Source organism: Pseudomonas sp. Z1-12, assembly GCF_051132015.1.
Classification (GTDB): Bacteria; Pseudomonadota; Gammaproteobacteria; order Pseudomonadales; family Pseudomonadaceae; genus Aquipseudomonas; species Aquipseudomonas zanjanensis.
The window spans coordinates 4409405-4433995 of sequence record NZ_CP071647.1; the positions used below are offsets into that span (position 1 = coordinate 4409405).

General features: G+C 61.6%; 26 protein-coding genes. 15 read left to right on the plus strand and 11 right to left on the minus strand.

Going from position 1 to position 24591, the window contains the following annotated elements:
* Positions 1 to 260: 260 nt before the first annotated feature.
* Positions 261 to 995 carry a substrate-binding periplasmic protein gene (locus tag J3P85_RS18740; RefSeq protein ID WP_434702919.1) on the minus strand — a complete coding sequence of 245 codons (735 nt, stop codon included), beginning with the start codon at positions 993 to 995 and terminating at the stop codon, positions 261 to 263.
* Positions 996 to 1211: 216 nt separating this feature from the next.
* On the opposite strand from J3P85_RS18740, the gene J3P85_RS18745 reads away from it, so the two are divergent.
* Positions 1212 to 2012, plus strand: a complete 801-nt coding sequence (locus tag J3P85_RS18745; protein ID WP_434702920.1) for a hypothetical protein — start codon at positions 1212 to 1214, stop codon at positions 2010 to 2012.
* Between the two features lie 633 nt (positions 2013 to 2645).
* A complete protein-coding gene (locus J3P85_RS18750) occupies positions 2646 to 3599 on the plus strand; it encodes an alpha/beta fold hydrolase (RefSeq protein WP_434702921.1) in 954 nt (317 codons plus the stop codon).
* 193 nt (positions 3600 to 3792) lie between these two features.
* Here the strand turns inward: J3P85_RS18750 and J3P85_RS18755 are convergent, their stop codons facing one another.
* A complete protein-coding gene (locus tag J3P85_RS18755; protein WP_434702922.1) occupies positions 3793 to 4185 on the minus strand; it encodes a GFA family protein in 393 nt (130 codons plus the stop codon).
* A 33-nt stretch (positions 4186 to 4218) separates the two neighbouring features.
* Positions 4219 to 5145 (minus strand): LysR substrate-binding domain-containing protein, encoded by a 927-nt coding sequence (locus tag J3P85_RS18760; protein ID WP_434702923.1) that lies wholly within the window; start codon positions 5143 to 5145, stop codon positions 4219 to 4221.
* A 131-nt stretch (positions 5146 to 5276) separates the two neighbouring features.
* Between J3P85_RS18760 and J3P85_RS18765 the strand changes: the two genes are divergently transcribed.
* Entirely contained in the window at positions 5277 to 5678 is a 402-nt protein-coding gene (locus J3P85_RS18765; RefSeq protein WP_207961599.1) for a RidA family protein, read from the plus strand.
* A gap of 217 nt (positions 5679 to 5895) precedes the next feature.
* Here J3P85_RS18765 and J3P85_RS18770 read toward each other — a convergent pair whose 3' ends face one another.
* From J3P85_RS18770 to J3P85_RS18785, 4 genes are all read right to left on the minus strand, one after another.
* Positions 5896 to 6375, minus strand: a complete 480-nt coding sequence (locus tag J3P85_RS18770) for a VOC family protein (protein WP_434702924.1) — start codon at positions 6373 to 6375, stop codon at positions 5896 to 5898.
* 69 nt (positions 6376 to 6444) lie between these two features.
* The gene (locus J3P85_RS18775) at positions 6445 to 7746 is read right to left on the minus strand and encodes an Nramp family divalent metal transporter (RefSeq protein WP_434702925.1); all 1302 of its coding nucleotides are present in this window, start codon (positions 7744 to 7746) and stop codon (positions 6445 to 6447) included.
* Between the two features lie 152 nt (positions 7747 to 7898).
* Entirely contained in the window at positions 7899 to 8135 is a 237-nt protein-coding gene (locus J3P85_RS18780; RefSeq protein ID WP_186710719.1) for a hypothetical protein, read from the minus strand.
* On the minus strand, positions 8128 to 8916 hold the full coding sequence (locus J3P85_RS18785) for an MlaA family lipoprotein (protein ID WP_434702926.1): 789 nt from the start codon (positions 8914 to 8916) through the stop codon (positions 8128 to 8130). The genes J3P85_RS18780 and J3P85_RS18785 overlap by 8 nt, the downstream gene beginning before the upstream one ends.
* An 85-nt stretch (positions 8917 to 9001) precedes the next feature.
* Here J3P85_RS18785 and J3P85_RS18790 point away from each other — a divergent pair, with 85 nt between their 5' ends.
* From J3P85_RS18790 to kefC, 5 genes are all read left to right on the plus strand, one after another.
* On the plus strand, positions 9002 to 9211 hold the full coding sequence (locus tag J3P85_RS18790; protein ID WP_434702927.1) for a hypothetical protein: 210 nt from the start codon (positions 9002 to 9004) through the stop codon (positions 9209 to 9211).
* A 41-nt stretch (positions 9212 to 9252) separates the two neighbouring features.
* Positions 9253 to 9963 carry a response regulator gene (locus J3P85_RS18795; protein WP_434702928.1) on the plus strand — a complete coding sequence of 237 codons (711 nt, stop codon included), beginning with the start codon at positions 9253 to 9255 and terminating at the stop codon, positions 9961 to 9963.
* Positions 9960 to 11306: an ATP-binding protein gene (locus J3P85_RS18800; RefSeq protein WP_434702929.1), complete on the plus strand. Its 1347-nt coding sequence runs from the start codon at positions 9960 to 9962 to the stop codon at positions 11304 to 11306. Before J3P85_RS18795 ends, J3P85_RS18800 begins: the two co-directional genes overlap by 4 nt.
* 202 nt (positions 11307 to 11508) lie before the next feature.
* On the plus strand, positions 11509 to 12030 hold the full coding sequence (gene kefF, locus J3P85_RS18805) for a glutathione-regulated potassium-efflux system oxidoreductase KefF (protein WP_434702930.1): 522 nt from the start codon (positions 11509 to 11511) through the stop codon (positions 12028 to 12030).
* Between the two features lies 1 nt (position 12031).
* A complete protein-coding gene (gene kefC / locus J3P85_RS18810; RefSeq protein ID WP_434702932.1) occupies positions 12032 to 13858 on the plus strand; it encodes a glutathione-regulated potassium-efflux system protein KefC in 1827 nt (608 codons plus the stop codon).
* A gap of 6 nt (positions 13859 to 13864) precedes the next feature.
* On the opposite strand, the gene J3P85_RS18815 is transcribed toward kefC, so the two are convergent.
* Positions 13865 to 14869: a GlxA family transcriptional regulator gene (locus J3P85_RS18815; RefSeq protein ID WP_434702933.1), complete on the minus strand. Its 1005-nt coding sequence runs from the start codon at positions 14867 to 14869 to the stop codon at positions 13865 to 13867.
* A gap of 55 nt (positions 14870 to 14924) precedes the next feature.
* Here J3P85_RS18815 and J3P85_RS18820 point away from each other — a divergent pair, with 55 nt between their 5' ends.
* The gene (locus J3P85_RS18820) at positions 14925 to 15770 is read left to right on the plus strand and encodes an MBL fold metallo-hydrolase (protein ID WP_434702935.1); all 846 of its coding nucleotides are present in this window, start codon (positions 14925 to 14927) and stop codon (positions 15768 to 15770) included.
* Here the strand turns inward: J3P85_RS18820 and J3P85_RS18825 are convergent.
* Positions 15753 to 16553 carry an aminoglycoside adenylyltransferase family protein gene (locus J3P85_RS18825; RefSeq protein ID WP_434702936.1) on the minus strand — a complete coding sequence of 267 codons (801 nt, stop codon included), beginning with the start codon at positions 16551 to 16553 and terminating at the stop codon, positions 15753 to 15755. The genes J3P85_RS18820 and J3P85_RS18825 overlap by 18 nt on opposite strands.
* Positions 16554 to 16899: 346 nt before the next feature.
* Here J3P85_RS18825 and J3P85_RS18830 point away from each other — a divergent pair, with 346 nt between their 5' ends.
* The 5 genes from J3P85_RS18830 (at position 16900) to J3P85_RS18850 (ending at position 21848) form a co-directional block, all read left to right on the plus strand.
* Entirely contained in the window at positions 16900 to 17583 is a 684-nt protein-coding gene (locus tag J3P85_RS18830; protein ID WP_434575219.1) for an SOS response-associated peptidase family protein, read from the plus strand.
* 17 nt (positions 17584 to 17600) lie between these two features.
* Positions 17601 to 18482, plus strand: coding sequence for an NmrA family NAD(P)-binding protein (locus tag J3P85_RS18835; RefSeq protein ID WP_434702937.1), 882 nt, complete (start codon positions 17601 to 17603; stop codon positions 18480 to 18482).
* 73 nt (positions 18483 to 18555) lie between these two features.
* Positions 18556 to 18936: a RidA family protein gene (locus J3P85_RS18840; protein WP_186729661.1), complete on the plus strand. Its 381-nt coding sequence runs from the start codon at positions 18556 to 18558 to the stop codon at positions 18934 to 18936.
* Between the two features lie 537 nt (positions 18937 to 19473).
* Positions 19474 to 19809 carry a DUF6124 family protein gene (locus tag J3P85_RS18845; protein ID WP_250964480.1) on the plus strand — a complete coding sequence of 112 codons (336 nt, stop codon included), beginning with the start codon at positions 19474 to 19476 and terminating at the stop codon, positions 19807 to 19809.
* A 275-nt stretch (positions 19810 to 20084) separates the two neighbouring features.
* Positions 20085 to 21848, plus strand: coding sequence for an L-lactate permease (locus tag J3P85_RS18850; protein WP_434702938.1), 1764 nt, complete (start codon positions 20085 to 20087; stop codon positions 21846 to 21848).
* 167 nt (positions 21849 to 22015) lie between these two features.
* Here the strand turns inward: J3P85_RS18850 and J3P85_RS18855 are convergent, their stop codons facing one another.
* Positions 22016 to 22351 (minus strand): hypothetical protein, encoded by a 336-nt coding sequence (locus tag J3P85_RS18855; RefSeq protein WP_434702939.1) that lies wholly within the window; start codon positions 22349 to 22351, stop codon positions 22016 to 22018.
* Positions 22352 to 22597: 246 nt separating this feature from the next.
* Here J3P85_RS18855 and J3P85_RS18860 point away from each other — a divergent pair, with 246 nt between their 5' ends.
* Complete coding sequence (locus tag J3P85_RS18860) at positions 22598 to 23254, plus strand: polysaccharide lyase family 7 protein (RefSeq protein WP_186730905.1); 657 nt, start codon at positions 22598 to 22600, stop codon at positions 23252 to 23254.
* An 18-nt stretch (positions 23255 to 23272) separates the two neighbouring features.
* On the opposite strand, the gene J3P85_RS18865 is transcribed toward J3P85_RS18860, so the two are convergent.
* Positions 23273 to 24505, minus strand: a complete 1233-nt coding sequence (locus J3P85_RS18865) for a nucleoside permease (protein ID WP_434702940.1) — start codon at positions 24503 to 24505, stop codon at positions 23273 to 23275.
* Between the last annotated feature and the right edge of the window lie 86 nt (positions 24506 to 24591).

The window sequence follows — 24591 nt, forward strand, 5'->3', positions numbered from 1 at the left end:
TGGCCCGTCACATTACCGGAAATTAGTCGAGTCACCCAGTGCGGGCTGCCAGGCAATCGATGCTACGCGAAGCAATGAGACAAGGTCAGATCGTAGGCGGTGCGCTTGCGAAGGCCAACCCTAAAAAGTTGTCGGAGATTTCTTTGGTTTACTACAAAACGATCATTTGCCGTAGGACGGTATTCCATGCTGCTCCGCGTAGCTACCACGTCCAACGTCTGCTATGCGCACCCAAGTCGGGCTCGGCCAGCTCCGCAGTTCTATCGTTCATACCGCCGCTGAATCCGCGCCAACTCCCCCGAACTCCGCAATTGCTCCAACGCCCGGGACCACGCCGCCACCACTTCATCCTCACTGTCGGGACTGAAGGCGATGTACAGCGATGAGCGATACAGTTCGATAGGAATCCGTCGCAGGGTGCCCGGGGCGATATCCAGTTGACGACTGTAATAAGCCACGCCCGCATCAGTGTCGCCAACAATGATCTGGGTGCGACCGGCAAGCAGCATGCGGTAGAGCAGCTTGCTCTCGGTGGCGCTTTTGTCCAGGTTGTTGAAGCCCAGTGACTGCAGCATCTGAGGTACCAGGCCGGCGTGGCGGGTGGTGATCTGCGGGGCGTTAAGGAGTTGTTCCAGGGTGTCCAGCGGCGGCGCATTGGCCAATTGATAAGGGTGGATGGACTCTTCCACGATCGGCCCGACCCATTTGAACTGCGATTCGCGTTCAGGCGTGCGAAACATGGAATACATGATGGTCTTGGGGCGGTGCTTGAGTATCTGGCTGGTGCGCATGCTGGGCTGCAGCAGCACCTCGAAATCATCTCCGGTCAGCGCCATAATGGCCCGGACGATTTCGGTGGTCATGCCGGTGAGCCGGTTGTTTTCCTGGTAGTTGTACGGCGCCCATTCTTCGGTGACGATTTGATACTGCTCAGCCCTGGCAACCGTGCCGAGCAATAGGCAAAACAACGCTGCAGCCGGTATCGAATGTCTCACGCGTACTCCCTGTGGACCGTTCGGTGTTCGTGCATGGGTGGGCCTGATTCACGAAGGCAAGGTAAGCATAGACCCAAACACTTGCCCGGCAGTTGACGCAGTCCACATTCCGCCCCTTAGCAGCCACTGGCGCTTGGTATAGGATCAGCGCGAACCGGATATCGGCCAACGTGCACGGCGCCTCCCTTTCGCCCTCCTCCTTGTGACCCAGCCCACATGAACCCAATCGATCCCCTGTCGTTGCAACGCATCATCAGCGCCCATGGCGATTTCGAAGGCGCGGCGTATTTCGATGTGGAGGAAAGCCTTGCCCATGAAGTGTTTCCAGACCGCATCGTGTTCCAGACCAACTACCTGGATTACCGCAGCTATGAAGCCGATCTCGCCGAAGGCAGCGTGCGCGTGCGCAAGACGCGGCTGGACAATTACCTGCGCGGCCATAAGGCCCTGGTGATCGAGGATGACATGGATGACGAGGATTGGGACGAGCTGGGCAGCCTGTGGCAGCGCTTGAGCCACGACCTGGACACCCAGGGGCAAGGGCCGCAGCCCGATCTGGCCGATACCCTCGCCGACCTGTTCGATAGCCTGTTCGACGAGGCTCACGCGCAAGCACTCATTCAGAACCTGCCGGCGCCTACCGGGCAGTGGGATTGGGCCTGGACGCAAGTCGAGTCAGCGCTCACCGAGGCCAATCAATTGGCCGGGTTCGAATGGAAGGAATGGTCGTCCTGCGGCGTAGATGCGGTCAATGCCCTGGCCCCATTGCAGCAACTGGGCATTGAAATCCCGACGCCCGAGCGTAAAACCATCGAGGCGGTCAACCGCGCCGACGATTGGGAACGCGCGCTCCTGCACTACTTCAATGGGCCGCTGGAAACCCATGATTTGAAGTTGCTGGCCATCGGCACGCACTTCGATGAATACCAGGCCTTCGTCTGCCTGCCCATGAATGGCCTGGGCCTGGTCAATGCCCTGGAGATCATGGGCAGGCTGGGCATCGTCTACAAATATTAAGAGACTGGCGTCCGGTGTTTTCGGCCGCTTTTACAAGCCCATAGAGGGCTACCCTCCTTTGAGCCTTGAAGTGACGACATGACAAACTGTGAACACTGCGGGTACCTCCTCCTTGACGACACCGCTGTTTGCCCTCGATGCGCCGGGGAGATGACGTTCCCGGTGGAGCCCCTCGCGCCAGGGGTTCCGTCGAAAGGGCTGAAAATTCTTAAATGGGTGCTTATCAGCATCGTTGTCGCGGTGCTGGCGGCCGTAGCGGTGGTCGTGTGGATCTTTAATTCGTTGGGGCCGATGCCTTCGTTTGGTTGAGGGCGATTTCAGGGCGCTTGAACAATACATTGTGGCGAGGGAGCTTGCTCCCGCTCGGCGGCGCAGCCGTCGCACATCGGCCAATGAAATACACCAGGAAGACTCGCGTCGCTCCGTTTGGGGCGGCTTCGCCACCCAGCGGGAGCGAGCTCCCTCGCCACGAACGAGTCACGGCAACCGAAGCGCAACGCAGCTATCCGATTTTCCCATAGTTGCTATCGATGCCCACGCCGTTCTCGTCATCGGCCTCTCTCTCTAATCTGCCCACCAACGCGATCGATGACGATCGCCGCAGATCAAACCGACCTTATGGAGAGAGACACGATGAACACCTTCAACCGCACCCTGGCTGTCGCGACCCTGGCCTTGGCCACCCTCAACGCCGAAGCCGCGTCGCCGGTCCAGGCCGCTGCCAGCGTGTCTGCTGTCGGCAGCGTGGTCCAGTCCGCCAGCTACATCACCACCCAGGATGGCGTGCAGCTGTACTACAAGGACTGGGGCCCGCGCGATGGCCAGGTCGTGACGTTCAGCCACGGCTGGCCGCTGGACTCCGACAGCTGGGAAGGCCAGATGATGTTCCTCGCCTCGAAAGGCTATCGGGTGATTGCCCACGACCGTCGCGGTCATGGTCGCTCCAGCCAGCCTTGGGAAGGCAACGACATGGACCATTACGCCGACGACCTGGCGGCGGTGATTGAAGCGCTGGATCTCAAGAACGTGACGCTGGTGGGCTTCTCGACGGGGGGCGGTGAAGTGGCGCGGTATATCGGTCGCCACGGTACCGCCCGGGTGAAAAAAGCCGTGCTGGTTTCTTCGGTCCCTCCGTTGATGCTCAAGACAGAAACCAACCCTGGTGGCTTGCCTATCGAAGTGTTCGACGGCCTGCGCACGGCGTCCCTGGAGAACCGCTCGCAGCTGTACCTGGACATCGCCTCGGGCCCGTTCTACGGCTACAACCGCAAGGGCGCCAAGCCGTCCCAGGGACTGATCCAATCGTTCTGGGTGCAGGGCATGCAGGGTGGCAGCAAGAATACCTACGACTCGATCGCGGCCTTCTCGGCGACAGATTTCCGCGGCGATTTGAAGAAGTTCGACGTGCCGACCCTGGTCATCCATGGCGATGACGATCAGATCGTGCCGATCGACGCAGCAGGCCGGGCCTCGGCGGCGCTGATCAAAGGCGCCCGACTGATCGTCTACCCTGGCGCACCGCACGGCTTGACCGAGACCCACAAGGACCGGCTGAACCAGGATCTGCTGACCTTCCTCAAGGAATAAAAGCGCAGATGCCATGTGGGAGCGGGCTTGCTCGCGAAGGCGTCGGATCAGTCAGCATTGCAGTTGACTGACCTACCGCTATCGCGAGCAAGCTCGCTCCCACCGGGGTTTGGTTGTGAATCCGGCATTGAGCACACCACCGACCAAACTGTGGGAGCGAGCTTGCTCGCGATAGCGGTGGAACGCATTGCCTCTATTCCTCAGACCGCCCCGTACCCTCACGATCCTGCTCATAACATCGGGTAAGCGCAAACGCCGGCAACCAAGACTCACGGCGCACGGTCCAGCTTTCGTAGGTGGGCAGCAGTTGATCGGGCGCGTCCAAGGTCCCCAGGTGCACTTCGATCTCGTCGCCCGAGCGGGCAAACAGCGACGAGCCACAGCGAGGACAGAAAAATCGGCCGGCGTAATCCCGGGTTTCACCCTCGATCGTCACCGCGTCCTGGGGAAACACCGCAGCCGCATAGAACAAGGCCCCGTGATGCTTGCGGCAATCGAGGCAGTGACAAAGGCCGACACGATACGGGCGCCCCGAGGCTTCAAGTCGAACGTTGCCGCACAGGCAACCGCCGGTGAATCGGTCCATGGTGTATCTCCTCTACAACTGGACAGCCAAATTTCACGAAACAGATCGATCTATAATAGGCGCATGCCGCGCCATCAGCTCCACGACCCAATCGATGAACACCCGCAACTTGGCGCTGATATGCCGGTTCGGGGGGTAAGCCAGGTACAGCGGCATCGGGTCAAGCTGCCAGTCTTCGAACAGCGGCACCAATTCCCCTTGCGCCTGGTGACGGCGGGACATGTACTCGGGCAGCCAGAGCACGCCCAGCCCCGCCAGCCCGGCCGCGAGGTAGGCGTTGCCGTCGTCGATGGCCAACGCGTAGCGCCCTTTGACGTGAAGCAGCTCACTGTCACGGCGCATGGCGTAGGGCAAGGATTTGCCGGTGCGAGCCCACAGGAAGCCTACGGTGCGATGGTGCGAATCTTCCAGTTCGCGAGGGTGCGCGGGCGTGCCAAACCGTGCCAGGTAACTCGGGGCGGCGAAGACGCCAAGGGCCAGGTCGCCAACGCGTCGGGCGATCAGTGATTGATCCCGCAACTCACCGCCGCGCACCACGCAATCGACGTTTTCATCAAGCATGTCGACGAGGCGATCGCTGACGCCCATGTCGATCTGGATGTCCGGGTATCGCGCGTAGAACACCGGCAAGGCTGGTATCAGGATCATCGCCGCCAGCGGACTCGGCACGTCTACCCGCAGTCGCCCGCGAGGTAACGCCTGGGCGCCGGCCACGCTGGCCTCGGCATCGTCCATGTCGGCCAGCAACCGGATCACCCGCTCGTAATAAGCCGCGCCGTCGGCGGTGACATTGACCTTGCGTGTGGTGCGGTTGAGCAGCTTGACCCGCAACCGTGCCTCGAGTTGCTGCACCAGTTGGGTCACGGTGGTCTTGCTCATGTGCAGGGTTTCTGCCGCCTTGGTAAAGCTGCCCGCCTCTACCACTCGCACGAACGCTTGCATCGCATCAAAACGGTCCATTTCTGCCCCGGGTATTGGTCCGATTGTTTGGGATTCACAAACAGTGTGCGCCAAGGTTGCTCGTTTATCGCCCGGATACAAGCCCCTAGAGTGAGTTCATCGTTTGAAACCACTTTTTGATGGAGGTATTCATGACACAGCGTGATGTGGTTTTCCCACCTGGACGCCAGGCACTGTATGAGCGCAATCGCTATTCGCCGGCGATTCGTTCCAATGGTTTCCTGTTCGTCTCCGGGCAAGTCGGCAGCACCGCCGACGGTTCGCCAGAGCCCGACCTGGAGGCTCAGGTCCGGCTGGCGTTCAACAACCTGAAGGCGATCCTCGCCGCGGCCGATTGCAGTTTTGACGATGTGGTGGACGTGACAGTGTTCATGGTCGACCCCGAGTCGATCTTCGAACGGGTCTGGAGCGTCGTGCCCGAATTCTGGGGCAACGCGCCGCATCCGACACTGACGGCGGTGGGGGTGACTTGGTTGTATGGTTTTCAGTTTGAGATCAAGGTGATTGCCAGGGTGCCTGAGGCCACCCTGTAGGGCAGCTTGCATGGTGTTGGCTGTGCCGCCGTCATCGCGAGCAAGCTCGCTCCCACAAGGGGATGTGGGCAGGCCGAGAAATCGAAGACACCACAAAACAACTGTGGGAGCGAGCTTGCTCGCGATAGCGGAGGGTCAGCTTGCATTAATGTTGGCTGTGCCGGCGCTATCGCGAGCAAGCTCGCTCCCACAAGGGGGAATGGCGGTGATTCGCCGGCTAGCCTTTCACCGCCGCTTCAATCGCGGCAATGTCGATCTTGGTCATGGTCATCATCGCTTCGAAGGCCCGCTTGGCCACGGCTTTGTCAGGACTGCCGACCGCTTCAAGCAACACCCGCGGGCTGATCTGCCACGACAAACCCCACTTGTCCTTGCACCAGCCACAGGCGCTTGCCTGGCCGCCGTTGTCGATGATCGCATTCCACAAACGGTCCGTTTCGGCCTGGTCTTCAGTTGTAATCTGGAATGAAAAGGCCTCGTTGTGCTTGAACACCGGCCCGCCGTTGAGGCCGACGCAAGGAATACCGATCACCGTAAAATCGACAGTGATCACATCGCCCTCTTTGCCCGACGGATAATCACTTGGGGCATGGTAGACAGCGTTCACCGCGCTGTCGGGAAAGGTTTTTGCGTAGAACTGCGCAGCTTCCTCGGCGTTGCCGTCGTACCAGAGGCAGATCCTGTTTTTATTGTTCATTCCGCTTCTCCGAAAGGGACTGGACGATAAAGTCTAGCAGTCCCCCCGAAAGTTTCAGATGGCCGGGCCTCAGGTAAACAGATCGACCCCCAACTGGAACGCAACCCACAATGCCAGGCCTGTGGCAAACAGCAGCGCGATGTTCTCGAACAGGTTGTTGCGGTACTCCTTGCCCAGCAAGGACTTCTGGTTGGACATGATCAAAAGGCCCAAGGAAATCACTGGCAAGCCAATGATGTTCAGCGCGTTGACGCCGATGGTCAGCGTGACGAAGTCCGGCATGCCCGGCAGCGACCAGATCAGTGGCGTCACGAGAATGAACAGCATGAACCATTTGTGCATTGGGTCACGGTGGAACTCTTTGCCGTAACGCTCCCGGCGCTCGGGGCGCACATGCTGGAAGGCGTCGGTGATGAGCATCGGGAACGCCGTGGTCTTGCCGGAGATGCTGGCGAACAGCGTGGCGAACACACCCACGAAAAATACGTACCAACCGATCGGACCAAAGAATATTTCCAGGGCCTTGCCCAGGTCGCCCAGGGTTTTGACCTCGATGCCGTTGGGTCGCAGGATTTCCGCGCCGACGATCCAGATGGCCAGGTTGATGATGATCCCGACAAACACCGCAAACAGCAGGTCGTTGCGCTGGATACGCTTGTGTTCAGGTCCTACCCAGCCCTTCTGGCGCATCACATACGGGTGAACGAAATTGGCGATGGAACCGGCCACTGCGCCGATCACCGAGACGGCCACCAACAGCGCGCCATGCACGCCTTCATCGGGCGGAATGCTGAAGCCGATGGTGCCTTTGACGATGCCGGCGACATCCGGGCCGGACATCACCGCCAGGGCCAGGAACGCCAGCGTCATGATCGCCAGCAGCCCTTTCATCACGCCTTCGATCATCGAATAGATATTGCGCCCGACGAGCATCCACACCGCCAATACCACCGCCACCGAACACAGCAGCGGGTAGTCAATCTTGAGCAGCATGGCCAGGGCCTCACCGGCCCCCTTGATCATGTAGGCATTCATCAGGTGCCCCATGAGCAGCGCATACACCAGCAGGAACCAGGCGAAAAACGGATTGAGCTGGGCATAACCTTGCAGGATGGTCATGCCCTGGTTATTGCAGAGCTGGAAGCGCGCGATGATGTTGACGATCAGGTAGCGCAGCAGCAGAGAGACCGCCAGGACCCACATCATCGCGTAGCCGTAGTTTGCGCCGGCCACGGATGACGTGATGAGGTCGCCGGCACCCAGCCAGGAAAGAACGGCGATGATGCCGGGGCCCAGAAGCTTCAGCAGGCGTACGAAACGGCCTTGCACGGGCGCCGCAGCTTGTCCCTCAGCGGTAGGAATGCTCGTCATGGGTGAATCTCCGTTTATTTTTTTTGTAAGAAACGGCCACAGTCGAACATATTAGATACGACGTCGTACAACCATTATTAATCCGTAATTATGTACAAATATTTCACGGCATTTGCTCCCGAAATGCCGCTGTATTAAGCAGCAGATTGCCACTAACCCCTCATCTGTTCGCCGTTATCGATCATCCAGCGCACTATCGCCGCCAACGGCACCCGATGCTGCCGCAGGGCGCACCAACCGAGACGTTGATGGCGATACAGCTCGACATAATGGTTGAGCAGCACGTGGCTACCGTCCTCGGCCAACCGCAGTTCCACCTCACGACAATGCAATGCATCCGGCTGGAGCAAACGCATTCGCCGATGCAAGACCAGCGCCTCGTTACTCATCAGCGGCCCCTCCCTCCTGGCATTGCCGATTGTCCTCCACCACCGACCCCAACTTGCCCTGGGCGACAAGATCGGCACGCCGCTGCGCCGTGGCATCGCGAAGAGCCGCGTAGTAATCCGCTTCGGTCTGCAATTGATCGGTGATCGGCAACGCCTCGGCACGGCCATCGACAATGCCGCCGACGGTGTTGATCGTGCCCAGGGTCTCGACCGTGCTGCTGTTGTCGCCGAACGGGTCGACGGCAAAACTCAGCACTTTGCCCGTCGTATCCCGCAGGTTGGCGCTGCCCAGCAGTGGCAGTTCCAGGATGGGCCCAGGGGCGAGGTTCCAGACGCCGAAGGTCTGGCCGAAATCGGCCTTGTGGCGCTCGATGCCCAGCTTGCCCGACACGTCGATCAGCCCGACGATGCCCGCCGTGGAGTTGATGACGAAACGGCCCAGTGTGTTGACCGAGCGCTGGGCATTGCCTTGCAGCAGGTCGTTGATGAACACCTTGGGCTCGCCGAAGTTCGCCACGAAGTTGTGCACGCCGGCCTGGAACATCTCCGGCAGCTTGCGATAACCACGGGCCACCGGTGCCAGTGCGTAGTCATCCACGGTTCGGTTGAACGCGAAGATGCCACGGTTGACGGGTTCGGCGGGATCGTAAACGGTGTAGGTCGCGCTTTCACACGAGCCTGGTTTTGCGGCTGGCGTGCTGGAGCAACCACTGGCGAGTGCCGCCAATACAACCACGACGGTGGAGCGAACGAACAACGGAACGGGCTGGGTGATCGGCATACGGGGTGATCTCGGCGAGGATTGGGATGCTGCGTAGGCCGGTCAAAAGCCAACACTGAACCCGTGGCGAGGGAGCTTGCTCCCGATGGGGCGCGAAGCGGCCCTAAAAAGCGGTGAGCGCTTCGCACTCAAGCGGGAGCAAGCTCCCTCGCCACGGGTTCGGCGTTGGCTGGCTGTTCAACTGACCGACATCAAGGCCATCCTGCCGCCGTTTTTTTGCCCGCAGATTTCCACAATATTGCCCGCCGGCAACTTTGTTTCCGGGTTGAAATATATGACGCAGGCCCTGGATTGACCCTAGTATTCCCCCTGTATTCATTACCCTGCGTGCCCACCGTGAGCCATTTACTACTGGTGGACGATGACCTCGAAGTCCTCGCCCTCTTGCGCAAATTCCTCGAACAACATGGCTATAGCGTGGACGTGGCCGCCGACGGCAATGCCCTGTGGCAAGCGGTGGAACGCCAGGTGCCGGACCTGATCATCCTCGACGTCATGTTGCCGGGGGACAACGGCCTGGTGCTGTGCCAACGGCTGCGGGCCGAGCACACGGTCGGCATCATCATGCTCACTGCCATGGGTGAATTGAGCGACCGCGTCGTCGGCCTGGAGCTGGGCGCGGACGATTACCTGACCAAGCCGTTCGACGCCCGGGAGTTGTTGGCCCGGGTGCGTGCCGTGCTGCGGCGCACCGGTGAAGCCAGGGCCTCGCTGAACGACTCGTCCCGGCCAATCCTGGAGTTCGAAAACTGGCAGCTGGACGTCACCCGCCGCGAATTGCGCTCACCGGACAAGGTCATGATCCCGCTGTCCAGCGGCGAGTTCGAATTGCTGCTGGTGTTTGCCGAACACCCGCGCCGGGTGCTGACGCGCCAGCAATTGCTGGACCTGGCCCGTGGCGAAACCTTCGAGGCGTTCGATCGCAGCATCGACGTCCAGGTCAGCCGCCTGCGACGCAAGTTGGAAACCGACATCCCCGGCGCCTCGATGATTCGCACCGTGCGTAACAGCGGCTATCTGTTCAGCCCCCATGTGGTGAAGCGATGAAGCCCGCGCGCCCGGGCATTCATCGACCAAGGGACACGGTGGCGCGCTGGATCGCCCTGACCACCATGATCGCCATGCTGACCTTGCTCGCCCTCAACGAACTTTTCAGCCTGCTGGCCGGTGCCTGGGCGCGCCCTCCCCTGATGGAAACCGGCCTGATGGAAAGGGCCGCCACCATCACCCGCATCATCGACTCCGTCGCCCCCGAACAACGGCCCGCGATTGCCAAGGCTGCGAGCAACCAGGCATTCAACGCGCAATGGCTACAACGCCATGAGGATGCGCTGCTACCGGTGATCGATGACCCGGAATTCAGCGAAGGCTCGGCGCTCCTGCGCCAGCAATTGGGCCGACCGGACGCCAGGATCGAAGCCTACGAACCGGCCGACTGGCCGGCCCACCAAGCGGATGCGCGCTACGCGGTGATCATCGAACTGGCCGACCATTCCTGGGTGATTTTCTCCGTGCCGTCGCGCAGTTGGGGGCTGGGCGAATGGGCGCGCAACCTGATCATCATCGCGCTGATCCTGCTCTCGACGTTTATCGTCGCGCTGATCGCCACCCGGCACTTGGCCGCACCGCTGGAACGCTTTGCCGAAGGTGCGCGGCGCTTTGGCGTCGACCACCAGGCGCCGCCGATTCCGGTGATCGGCCCCCACGAAATCCGCCAGGCGATCCTCGCGTTCAACGCCATGCAGGCCCAGCTCAAGCACTTCCTGCAGGACCGCACACAGATGCTCGCGGCCATCTCCCATGACCTGCGCGCACCGTTGACCCGCATGCGCCTGCGCGGGGAGTTCATCGAGGATGCCGAGCAGCAATCGCGCCTGTTCCGGGACGTGGATGAAATGCAGGCGATGGTCAATTCGGCCCTGGAGTTTTTCCGCGACGATGCCCGGCTGGAACATGCCACCGCGTTCGACCTGGCCGAACTGCTGCACACCATCGTCGATGACCTCAAGGACGCCGGCACCGAGGTCGCATTCGAAGGCGCCCAGCGCTTCGTGTACGTCGGCCGGCCCATCGGCATCAAGCGCGCCTTGGTCAACCTGATCGACAACGCGATCAAGTATGGCGGCGAGCCGACGGTTCGGCTCCAAGCCGACGCCCACCGGGTAGACATTCGCATCCTCGACCGTGGGCCGGGCATCGATGCCCAGCACTTGGAGCAGGTCTTCACGCCGTTCTTTCGCATCGAAGGCTCGCGCAACAAGCACACCGGCGGCGTCGGGCTGGGCCTGTCGGCGGCCCGGGCGACCGTGCTGGAGCATGGCGGGACACTGACCCTGAGGAACCGCAAGGGTGGCGGGTTGGAGGCCAGGGTCTCGCTGCCGCTTGGCTGAAGTGTCCCGATGTATCGATCCGCGCTAAACAATCAGCGCCTTCCTCGGTAGGATGTCCGGCCTTTCCGGCCTCGACCCAGCCAGGGAAGGCGCTCTTGTTTGTATCGCTCGGCGCCAAGTGTTTGTATCGCTCGGCTCCATGTGCCATCGCTCGCGCTCACGACAGACAAGAATCGACGGAGCCAAACCAAGGAATTCACCGATGATTCTTATCATTTATGCGCACCCCTACCCCGACAAATCGCGGGTCAACCAGCAGATGCTCAAGCGGGTATCCAGCAATCCGGACGTGGTCATACGTTCGCTGTATGCGCTTTATCCCGATTTCGATATCGATGTCGAAGCGGAACAGCGAGCAGTGGAACAAGCGGAGCTGGTCGTCCTCCAGCACCCGATGTATTGGTACAGCACCCCGCCGCTGCTGAAACTATGGATCGATAAAGTCTTCACCCACGGCTGGGCCTATGGCAAAGGCGCCACGGCGCTCAAGGACAAGCGGTTGCTGTGGGCCGTGACCACGGGTGGCGAACAGGATCATTTCCAGATCGGCGCCTACCCAGGTTTTGCAGCGTTGGCCCAACCCCTCCACGCCACGGCCATTTATTGCGGCATGCGCTGGCTGGAACCCGTTGCGGTGCATGGCGCGTATGCCGCCGACTCCGAGGCCCAACGCGCCCAAATCGAACATTACGGCGAACGCCTGGCCGCCTGGAAGGAAGATTGAGATGGAGACGCACAGCCTGATTGAAATGCTGATCTACCTGGCCTCGGCGACGCTGATCGTACCGATTGCCGTTCGGTTTGGCCTGGGCCCGGTGCTGGGTTACCTGCTGGCCGGGTGCATCATCGGCCCGTGGGGGCTGAAGCTGATTACCGATGTAAAGGCGATCTTGGAGTTCGCTGAAATCGGCGTGGTGCTGATGCTGTTCATCATCGGCCTCGAACTCGATCCCAAGCGGCTCTGGGCCCTGCGCCGGATGGTCTTCGGCGGCGGCGCCTTGCAGATGCTCGCCTGCGGCGGCGCGATCGCAACGTTCTGCGCGGCCCTGGGCCTGAACTGGACGGCAGCGCTGCTGGTCGGCCTGACCCTGAGCCTGTCCTCCACGGCCATCGCCATGCAGGCCATGAGCGAACGCAACCTGACCGCCACCGCCGTCGGCCGCAGCAGTTTTGCCGTGCTGCTGTTCCAGGACATCGCCGCCATTCCCCTGGTAGCGATGATTCCGTTGTTGTCGGCCCACGGCGACACGCCATCGGGCACCGCACTGTTGCTATCGATTGGCAAAATCGTCGCCGCCATCGCCATCGTCGTGCTGCTGGGGCGCTACGTGACACGACCGCTGCTGCGCTTCGCCGCACGCTCAGGCTTGCGCGAGATTTTCAGTGCCGTCGCACTTTTCCTGGTGTTCGGCTTCGGCTTCCTGCTGGAGGAAGCCGGCTTGTCGATGGCCATGGGCGCATTCCTCGCCGGCGTGCTGCTGGCAAGTTCCGAATACCGCCACGCCCTGGAGAGCGACATCGAGCCGTTCAAGGGCCTGCTGCTGGGTCTGTTTTTCATCGGTGTCGGCATGTCGATCGATTTCGGCACGTTGATCAACGAACCGCTGAAAGTCATCACCCTGACCCTGGGTTTCATCCTGATCAAGTTGCTGGTGATCAAGACCATCAGCCGCTTCTTGAATGTCCCTGCCGGCCAGCGTTCCTGGCAAGCGGTGTTGCTGGGCCAGGGCAGCGAATTCGCCTTCGTGGTGTTCGGTGCCGCAACACTGGCCGGGATCCTGACCGACCAATGGGGCAAGAGCCTGACCCTGGCGGTGGCGTTGTCCATGTGCCTGACGCCTCTGCTGATCCTGCTGCTGGATCGCTTCGAGTCCGTCACCCAGAAAAACAAGCGCGAATCCGACCTCGTCGACCAGCAGAATCCCCGCGTGATCATCGCCGGCTTCGGCCGCTTCGGGCAGATCGCCGGACGCCTGCTGATGTCCTGCGGTGTCGACGTGGTGGTACTGGATCACGACCCTGACAACATCGAGACACTGCGCAAATTCGGCGTGAAAGTCTTTTATGGCGATGCCACGCGCCTCGACTTATTGCATGCGGCCGGCGCCGCCCAAGCGATGGTCTTGATCAACGCCATCGACAACCAGGAAGACAACCTGACGCTGACCCGCCTGGCCCAGGAGCACTTCCCGGCGTTGCAGTTGATCGTACGGGCGCGGGACATGGGCCACCTCATCATCCTGCGGCAGATGGGCGTGGAGGCGGCCGAACGGGAGACCTTCGAGAGCGCGCTGTCCTTGGGTCGCAGTGCGCTGGAGCGCATGGGCGTCGGGGCTTACGAAGCGCGTGAGCGAGCGGATCAGTTCCGCCGATTGAACCTCAAGATGCTGGAAGAAATCGTCGCCCAGCCGGAAGACGACCTCAAGTTCCGGCATGACGCCTACCGCCGCGCCAATGCGCTGCTCACGGAGATGTTCAACGAAGACCGTGCCCACCCCGTGGACAACTGGCCGGAACACCATCGCAACGAAACCGACAAGACGCCGAGTTGACCGGCGTCACACACGCCCGAACTTGCGCCGGTATGCCATCGGCGTCAGCCCGGTCAGCGCCTTGAACATGCGCTGCAAGTTGGAGCTGCTGCTGAAACCCAGCTCGGCGCCGATGCTGGCCAGGGGCAGCGAGGTCAACGTCAGGCGCTCGCTGACCTGGTTCAACTTGATGCGCCGGGCGTAGGCCGCGACGGCCTGCCCCGTTTCACGGTTGACCTTGCGCGCCAAGGTGCGCTCGGACACCGCCAGCGCGCTTGCCAGGGCCTGCACGGTGATCCCCTCGGCCGGCATCTGCTCGATCAATCCATGCAACTGCCGCAGCCATCCGCTGGGTTGCTCGATCAGCGTGCTGCCCTGGAACGCCGCATGGGGAATAGCCGGGCGCGGTAGCACCATGAGCCGGGTAATGTCGCGCAGCACATCACTGCTGACGCTGCGCTCGATGAGTTGTTCGGCGATGGGCAGGTAGCCGTTCACCCCGGACGCGGTCGCCGTGCGCGCGTTGAACACGCAGTTCTGCTCGCTTTGCCAAAGGACTTTTCGATACTGCTGCTGCATCGCTTGCGCCAGCCACCAGGTCACCGTCGCGCCCTGCCCGTCCAATCGACCGCTGGCGGCCAGCAGGCAGACGCCGGTGCAATAGGACCAGAGCTGCAGTGCTCGGGCTTGCTTCGACAAAGCGCTCAAAAGGGCTGTTTGCTCGGTCAGGACGGCATTCACCTGCTCGGCCGATTCGGCCCAGAAACCGGGAACCAGGACCGCATCCAGCCCGGCGTTGTCCAGGGCCGCTTCCGCGTGCAGGGTCACGCCATGGGCGCACAGCACCGGCCCGGCCTGCAACGCGATGTAGCGTGCCTCGAACAGCGCCCGCCCTCGCCTGCGGTTGGCGGCGTGCAGCAGGTCGGCAAAGGCGAACAGGCCGGCGGGCATGCAGCCGGGAAACAGGAGCAGACCGATTCGGAGTTTCTGGGTCATGGCATGAAACGAATCAAAGATGTCAGATCCGGCCATTATGCACACCGGGCCGGATCGGCACCATGAAGCGCTCGCTCAACAGGAACGCCTCATGAACATCCAGCAGATCCGTAACGCCACGATCCTTCTCGAATTCGGCCCGTATCGCGTGCTCGTCGACCCGATGCTGGCAGACAAGGGCACGCTGCCACCGCTTCGACTGTTTGGTGCCAACCAGCGCAATCCGCTGGTGGCGCTTCCGGCGTCAACAGCGAAGGACTTGGAGACGGTCACGCACTGCCTGATCACCCATTGCCAGAAAGGCCATTTCGACCATCTGGACCGCGCGGCCAAGCGCTGGCTGAGGGAAAGACAGATCCCGGTCATCTGCACACCCCATGACGCCCCGTACCTGGTCAAGCGTGGCTTGAACGTCCAGCCACTTGCCCAGGCACATGACCAACCCAACCCCTTCCTCGGCGGCACCATTCGCTCCGTGAGATGCACCCATGGGCTGGGCCTGGTGGGCAAGTTGATGGAACACGGCGTCGGCTACCTGATCGAGTTGCCCGGCGAACCGAGTGTCTACCTCACCGGCGACACCGTGCTCACCCCCACCGTGCGCGAATTCGTCTTGCGCCACCAGCCGCAGGTCAGCGTGGTGCCGGCAGGCGGGGCACGGTTCGATATCGGCGGCGACATCATCATGGGCATCGACGAGACGCTGGAATTCATCCGTCTGAGCCGTGGGACCGTGGTGGCCAATCACCTGGAAGCGATCAGCCATTGCCCGACGACCCGAAAGGCCTTGGCCGACGCCGCCGCACTGGCCGGTGTCGCAAGCCGGTTGTTGATACCGGAGGATGGCGAGAGGTTGGTTTTCCAGGCGAGCATTGGCGCGGGGACGGACGGCTCACTCGCCTTGAGCGTTCTCCCAAAGCTACCTTTGGCACGCTAACCCGTAGAGGTTGTCGATCTCTGCCCGGGCATAACTCACAAACGCGGCCACTTGTCGGGGCCGGGCAGCCAGAGTGTCCTCGGCCAGCCCAAGATAGGACGCCCGCGCCAGGGCGAGCAAAGGGCGATGGGCGGCTGGCAGACGCTCCATGAGCCAGGCCGCCGCCACATCCTTGGGCGAGATGGTTCCGGTGGCGAGCGTCAGCCAGATCCGCGCGAGGGCCAGCACCACATTGCATTGCTCGTCCTCCCAGTCAGCGTCTTCGTTCCATTGGGTGGTGGTGTCATACAGCGCCCTTGCCAGATCCGCCTCGGGCACCGGGTCGATAAGTTCGGTAGCGGGCGCGCCGGCCAAGTGACGGCTATGCTGCCGGACCTTGGTCAGCAATATGGGGAGGTCGTGATCTTCAATGGCCGGCTCGACCTGAGCGGCCTGCAAATCCTCGCGCAGCCATTCGCCAAACTGCAACTCGCGCACCGGCGGATAACGCCAAGGCCGGAGCGAACCCTGGGCGACCACGGTCACTTCCAGCGGCCGAAGCGACTCAGTGGCTGGCCAGGCCGAAACCGACAGCAAGTCCATCAGCAACCCACGACGCACGGTTTCGGCCAACGGTTGGTCAACGATCACCAACAAATCGATGTCGCTTTTGGGTTTAAGCCCACCGTCCACCGCCGAGCCGAACAAGTAGATGGCTTTCACAGCCTCGCCCAAATGGCGCTCCAACACCACGCGAGCACGGTCGATTTGCAAGGAAATGTCAGTCGGTGCAAGTGCAGTCATTGGAGCTTGGCTCGTTTCTGAAGACCTTCTAGTATTTTTCCAATGCCCGCGCCAGGGCAAGCCCTGGCTGCCCGCCGCCATCGCGAGCAAGCTCGCTCCCACAGAGGGCGGCGGTGTAGCTGAAATTTATGATCCCACCGCAAATCCCTGTGGGAGCGAGCTTGCTCGCGATGGCGTCAGTGCATCCACCCCAATTGCCCGCTCGTCTCCCCGCCGCGAGGATTTTCGAACCAAGCATTTCGCCACGGGTTCGGACCTACATGACACCGCTGAAAGCCACGGCAACCACGGTTTGAACGGCGGGTACATCAAGGCTTCTTTGCGTTTCACTGCCGGAGTTTTCGTTATGTGTGACGGTCTGGTTCAACACGTTTCTTCAAAAGATTCCCTGGCGTATTTCGCCCAGCGAGACACCTCCGGCAGCCGTTTCGGTACATCCGTCACGCCCCTGGACCTGTACGAGACAACGCCGCCCAAGGCCCAGGAGCGGCACAGCCTGGTCAAGCCCAACATGCAGGTCAGCGCCATTCGTCGTCGCGGCGGGCACTTGGAATGCATCAAGGTTCGCTGGGGCTGGTCGCCGATCTGGTCGGTGGGCACCATGCCCCCGCTGACGCACCTGCCCTTGCACCTGGTCATGCGTTCCAAGGTCTTCGATCCCATCAAGCATGAAGGCCGCGTGCTGGTCGCCGTGGAGGGCTGGTATGAGTCGCAAGCACCCGCCTCGCCCTCCCAGGCGCCACGCCTCGCCTACCTGACCGCTCGGCAATCGGCGCCGATTTTCCTGGCCGCCCTGGCCCAGGCCAGCGAGACCTCGTTTGGTTGTGACGGCTTGGCCCTGGTGACCTATGGCGACATCGCCAACCAGCAACAACGAGTCCTGGCCTTCAGCGCCGACGACGCTCTCGACTGGCTGGAGCCCGATCTGGGATGGGAACAGGCACAACAACTGGTCGCACGCCTGAACGGCACGCAACCGCCCCTTGAACCGGCGCAAACCAGCCAACGTCCGGCCCAGGGCGGCCTTTGATTCCAGGAGATGAAGCCATGTACGTGATCATGGGCGCCACGGGCCACGTTGGATCGGCCACGGCCCGGGCCCTGCTGGCGCCAGGGCATGCCGTGATGGTCATGACCCGCAATGCCAGCCACGCCGCTGAATGGCACGCCAGGGGCGCTCAAATCGTCGAAGCCGATGCTGAAAATGTCGAGTCATTGCGTGCCGCCTTTCGGCTCGGGCGCAGGGCGTTCATTCTCAACCCGCCCGCCGCGCCCAGTACCGATACCGACGCGGTGGAACGGCGCACGGTCGCCAACATCCTCGCGGCCCTCGACGGCTCGGGCCTGGAGAAAATCGTCGTGCAATCCACCGCCGGCGCCCAGCCCGGTGAGCGCATCGGCGATCTCAGCGTCTTGTGGGAATTGGAAGAAGGCGTGCGCAACCAGTCGATCCCGGCGGCGATCAATCGCGGGGCTTACTACATGAGTAACTGGGACAACCTGCTCGACACCGTCCGCGAGACCGGCAAGCTGCCCACGCTGTTCCCCGCCGACCTGGCGTTTCCCATGGTGGCGCCCCGGGACTTGGGCGAGGTCGCCGCCGCGCGCTTGCTTTCGCCGATTGACGACGTTGGCGTGCGTCATGTGCAAGGGCCTCGCCTGTATTCGCCCAATGATGTGGCACAGGCGTTTTCCCAGGCGCTCGGCCGGCCGGTCGCGGTACAGGTGATACCCAGGGACCAATGGGAAAGCCATTTCCGGAGCCTCGGCTTCAGCCCCGCTGCGGCGCAATCCTATGCGCGCATGAGCGCCGTCAGCCTCGACAGCGGCTTCGAGGTGGGCGACGACGCGGCCCTGCACGGCACCACGACGCTGGAGGCCTACATCCAGGCGCTGGTGCAAAACCGTGGCCTGGAAACGCACGGCTAAAGGAATGCAGGAACGGCGCGGCAATGGACGGTAAACTGCGGCGGTCCTTTTTCTTTCCTGCATGAGGCCTTGCATGAGCAACCCAGACATCACGTTTATTCCAGATCCGGATGCCGATTCGATTTCCTCCGACGTCGCCGGCTTCGGCGGCCTGCTGGTTTCCACGCAAATCCCCACCCGCGCCGACGGCAGCCTGGAACTGGGCGACATCACGCTGCAGAGCGAATGCACACTGCAAGCCCTCAAGACCGCCTTGGAGGGTGCCGGCAGTTCCATGGACCGGGTGTTGCACCTGACCATCTACCTGACCGACATGGCCGATCGCGCCGCGTTCAACGAGGTCTACAAACGCTTCTTCGCCAAACCCTGGCCGGTTCGCGCCGCCGTGGGCGTGGCATCGTTGGCGGTCGAGGGGATGAAGGTGGAAGTGACGGCGATGGCGGCGAAGGGTTAAGCGGACGCACTCCACCGTTGTAGCGCTGCACTGCTTTTGTGGCGAGGGAGCTTGCTCCCGCTGGACTGCGCAGCAGGCCCAGTTTTTTTGCTCAATGCAGAAATCTTGGGGCGGCTTCGCCACCCAGCGGGAGCAAGCTCCCTCGCCACAAGGGTTGTGTTGCTGGCCTTATTTCCGCTCCAAACAAGCCTGCGTTTATTCAGATGTAGGAACGTTCGGGTTCGGGCTACGTTGTCTTGCGCCGTTACCTACAACTACGCCAGAATCCGCCGGCTTGTGCGCCTGTGGGCCGGGCTTTATCGTTTCCCCGTCGCTGATAAATCAGCGATCGGGTTTGGTAGCCCGGCCTCTACATGACGCACGGCTCACTTTTTTGCAGGCGCGTTTCAGCATTTGCATTCAATGGTGGCCATGCGTAGGGCGCCCTCGGGCGCGCCGGTGTTCATGTGGACCGGTCTACCAACCTGCGTATGGCCGCCACCCTTCGTTTGGTAGCGAGGGTGATGGCTCCGTCAAACTTCCACATGAGCCTCGACTATGTTCAAAGTAACGCCGAACCCACCGGATACAGATCCATCCAATTCAAAAGCGTTCGACAAAGCCGCCGACCGCATCCTCGACTCCTACCTCAAGCCCAAACCCAGCAAACCCGAAGCCGATCCCGGCCAGCTGTTCACCGTTGCCCCCGGCATCGACACCGAAACCCTGCTCGCCAACCTCAGCGAAAACCTGGCCTCGGCCAATGCCATGGTCAGTGACCTGGCCTTCGACCTGAAAGGCTCAAGGCGCCACATTGCCCTGGGTATCCAGCAATTGATCGAACTGAGCGCAATGCTGGCGAACCGAGCATTGGATAACGTCGAAGCACGCTAGCCGATCCACCCCTTGAAACTGGCCTCTGAGGAACAGCGCCCAGAGGCCAGCGCGAACCCGCTTTTGTGGCGAGGGAGCTTGCTCCCGCTGGACTGCGAAGCAGGCCCAAGTTTTTTGCTCAATGCAGAAATCTTGGGGCGGCTTCGCCACCCAGCGGGAGCAAGCTCCCTCGCCACAGGGGGTTGCCTGGCAATCGCTTAACAAATCCCCGCCTATACTTCTCTGCCAATCCCCCCGGGGCCTGCACTTCCAACAATAAAAAGCAGAGGTGGAACATGGTCTGGCAACAAGTCTACGATCCCTTCGGTAATGCGGTGCTGTCGACGCTCCTGGCGGCGGTTCCGGTGGTGGTGATGCTGGCGTCCCTGGCGTTCTTTCATGTCAAGGCGCACCTGGCGGCGTTGTACGCCCTGGCCTCGGCCTTGCTGATCGCGATCTTCGCCTTCGGCATGCCGGCCGACATGGCCGGTTCGGCGGCGTTGTATGGCGCGGCCAACGGCCTGCTGCCCATCGGCTGGATTGTCCTCAACATCATTTTCCTGCACCGGCTGACCACCGAAAACGGCTCGTTCAAGGTCCTGCAGGACTCCCTCGCGCGCATCACCGACGACCGGCGCCTGCAACTGCTGCTGATCGCCTTTTGTTTTGGCGCGTTCTTCGAAGGCGCGGCGGGCTTCGGCACGCCGGTGGCGGTGACCGGTGCGATCCTGATCGGGCTGGGGTTTTCTCCCTTGGCCGCCTCGGGCCTGGCACTGATCGCCAACACCGCGCCGGTGGCGTTCGGCGCCCTCGGCACGCCCATCATCACCCTGGCCAAAGTCACCGGGCTGGATGAAATGGAATTGTCGATGATGGTCGGTCGGCAGTTGCCGTTTTTCTCGGTGCTGGTGCCGTTCTGGTTGATCTGGGCCTTCGCCGGGTGGCGCAAGATGCTGGAGGTCTGGCCGGCGATCCTGGTGGCCGGCGTCAGCTTCGCCATCCCGCAGTTCCTGGTGTCCAACTACCACGGGCCGATGCTGGTGGATGTCATCGCCGCGTTGATTTCAATGGCCTGCCTCACCGGTTTCCTCAAGGTCTGGAAACCGGCCACGGTGCATACGTCCGCGGCGTTGACGGGGCGCCACGATGATTCGAAGATCGAGGCGAGCGAGCAGCAGCAACCGGTCACCACCGGCGCTTTCGGCAGTGACAATCGCCCCGCCGTGCTGCGTGCCTGGATGCCCTGGATCATCCTCACGGTATTCGTCTTCGCCTGGGGCACCCAGGGCTTCAAGAATCTGTTCGACACCCGCCCGGCACTGGACCCGCAAACCCAATCGGCCAAGCTCGACCCCCAAGGCAAGCCGATGCGCGAGGCCAACCCGATCTTCTCGCCACTGGTGACCTTCGGCACCATCCACCAGCAGATCGAAAAAGTCCCGCCCGTGGTCCCGCAGCCGAAAACCGAGGAAGCGGTCTACAAGTTCAACTGGTTCACCGCCACGGGCAGCGGCATCTTCCTGGCGGCGATTCTCGGTGGCTTGCTGATGGGCTACTCCATCCCGCAACTGGCGCGCCACTACCTGCGCACGCTGTGGGTGGTGCGCTACTCGCTGATCACCATCGTGGCGATGCTGGCGCTGGGGTTCCTCACGCGTTATTCAGGCCTGGACGCGACCATGGGCCTGGCTTTCGCCGCCACGGGAATTTTCTATCCGATGTTCGGCACCCTGCTGGGCTGGCTCGGCGTGGCGCTGACCGGTTCGGACACGGCATCCAACGTGTTGTTCGGCGGTTTGCAACGGGTGACGGCGGAACAGTTGGGCATCAGCCCGGTGCTGATGGCCGCGGCCAACAGTTCTGGTGGGGTGATGGGCAAAATGGTCGACGCCCAGTCGATCGTGGTCGCCTCCACCGCGACCCGTTGGTACGGCCACGAAGGCGAAATCCTGCGCTACGTGTTTTTCCACTCGGTGGTCTTGGCGATCCTGGTGGGCGGGCTGGTGACGTTGCAGGCGTATGTCGAGCCGTTCACGCATATGGTGGTGGGCGGACGCTGACAGAGGATCGGGCATGATCGGGCTGTTGTGGCGAGGGAGCTTGCTCCCGCTCGGTTGCGCAGCGACCGCAAAAAAACGGGGCCGCTGCGCGCCCCAGCGGGAGCAAGCTCCCTCGCCACGGGTGAACGCCTTCAAATCAGATAGGCGCACCTACCTTGAATGCACGTTTACTGAACGCTTTTCAGCTTGACCACATCACCGGACACCGAGGTGGTGTAGCCGGTCAGGACCCAGGCCCAGAACCAGTTTTCCTGGACTTGGGTGTTGATCATGGCGTCGCCGCCCTTGGCCTTGATCGCGGCGTTCTGGGCGCGCACGAAACGGTTGTTCTGCTGGATCGGGATCAGACCGAACAGCAGCAGGCCGGTGGCCTTGGCTTCACTGTGGCCGACAACGGTGTATTGGGTGCTGTCGTATTGCTGGGTTTTCATCGGGGTGCCGGTGCAACCCGCCAGGGCCAGGCCGAACAGTGCGCAAGCTACAACTTTACTGATGTGATTCATTTGACGCTCCATGGGAAGACGCCCGGGATCCGTCTCTCGGGCGGCGCGTACTCTACCCCATCAGCAATAAATTGATACACCAAAATCCGCCCAATTCAGTGCCTGAAAAGCTCATCGCAGAGCCATCCGTCAGATGCGCCTCCAGCGAAACAGACCCTCGTCGATAACATGAAAACTACGCCACGGAAGGCCGTTCTTTGTCTTGACGGCCGCCAGATAACGGCCGCTCCCGTTGGAGGATTTCATATGATTGACGTGACTGTCTGGAGCGTAACCCTGCCGGTGCAAACGCCGGCGCAGGTCGTGGCGACCAAAGCCATGCCGACCTTGAAGAACAAGTACTTCGACAATAACGGCCAGAGGATCATCTTCTGGGCGCCCGTGACCGGCTCCCATACCGGTAACAGCAAATACCCGCGTTCCGAACTGCGGGAAACCAGCCGGGACGGGAAACACCTCAACTGGCGCTACAACAGCGGCATCAACACCCTCAAGGGCGAGCTGTCGGTGAACCAGGTGCCTTCCGAAGGCCGTGTGGTGGTGGCGCAGATTCACGCCAAGGATGCGCCGACGCCCTTGTTGAAACTGGTGTACCGCTACGAAAAGGGCATCGGCAATATCGACGTGGAATACCGGTTCAAGCCCAAGGACAAGAAAAGCCCGGTGATCTACACCGTGCCCAAGGTGCCGTTGAACAAATCCTTCTCGTATACGTTGCAAATGGACAAGCAAGGCCAGCTCTCGGTGCTGATCGGCAAGAGCGGTAAACAGGTGAAGTTGGACAAGTCCTGGCAAGGCTACAACTTCTATTTCAAGGCCGGCGTCTACACCTTGGATAACAAGGGCTATTCCAATGAAGGCGGGAAAGTGACCTACACCAAACTGAGCGCCAGTCACAAATGACTGGCGCCCAGCCCCGTTTCAGGCCTTTGATGGCGCAGCGATTGCCTGCTGGCCACGGAAGGTAAACACAAAGCCGACCAACACCAGCAGCGCGAAACCGGCCGGGAACAGCCAGATGCTCTGCCAGTCATGCCCACCGGCCACGACAAAGTGATCGGTTACCTGCCCCGCCACCCAGAAACCGATCAGCATCCCCACACCATAGGTCGCCAAGGTAATCAGGCCCTGGGCCGAGCTGCGGAAGCGCTCCGGTGCCTTGGCGTCGGTGTAGATCTGCCCCGAGACAAAAAAGAAGTCGTAGCAGATGCCGTGCAGGGCAATGCCGGTGAACAGCATGAACGCCAGGTCGCCGTTATTGCCGTAGGCAAACAATACGTAGCGCAACGCCCACGCCAGCATGCCCACCAGCAGCGCCAACTTGATGCCGAAGCGCTGGATGAACAGCGGCAACAGCAGCATGAACAACACTTCCGAGACCTGCCCGATGGCCATCTTCGCCGTGGGGTTGGTCATGCCGGTTTCGGCCAGGAACGGGTTGGCATTCTGGTAATAGAACGCCAAGGGAATGCAGATCAGGATCGAGGCGATGAAAAACACCAGGTAACTGCGATCCTTCAACAGCCCCAACGCATCCAGCCCCAGCAGTTGCTTGACGCCGCCAGCGCTGGCCTGTTCCTTGAGCGGTGCCGTGGCCGGCAGCGTGAAGCTGTAGAGCCCGAGGACCAGGGACGCGATGGCGGCCATCAGGAACGTATTGCGCAAGCCGCCAGCCGCGATCGCTTCGCGCGAATCCCAGGCGAACACGAAGCTGATCACCACGCCGGCGACGATCCAGCCAATGGTGCCCCACACCCGGATGCGAGAGAACTCCAGCGCCGGGTCGCGCATCTGCCGGAACGCCACGGAATTGACCAGGGCCAGCGTTGGCATGTAGACCACCATGTACACCAGCACGTACGGATAGAACACGCTGAAATCCGCCGCCGAATACAGCTGATACAGCAACACCGCACCGAGCAGGTGCAGCACCGCCAGGATCCGTTCGGCGTTGAAGAAGCGGTCGGCGATCAGGCCAATGACGAACGGCGCAATGATCGCCCCCCACGATTGCGTGGAGAAGGCCATGCCGATCTGCCCACCGCTGGCGCCCAGGGTGCTGGAGAGAAAGGTGCCGAGGGTGACGAACCAGCCGCCCCAGATAAAGAATTGCAGGAACATCATCACGCTCAGGCGTGCATTCATCGTGGTCATGACAGTCACCGTTTTATTGTTGTTCTTGTGAAAATGAAAAGCTTGCACAGCGCTTGTGGCCTGCTTCTGTAACCTGCTTCTGTAAC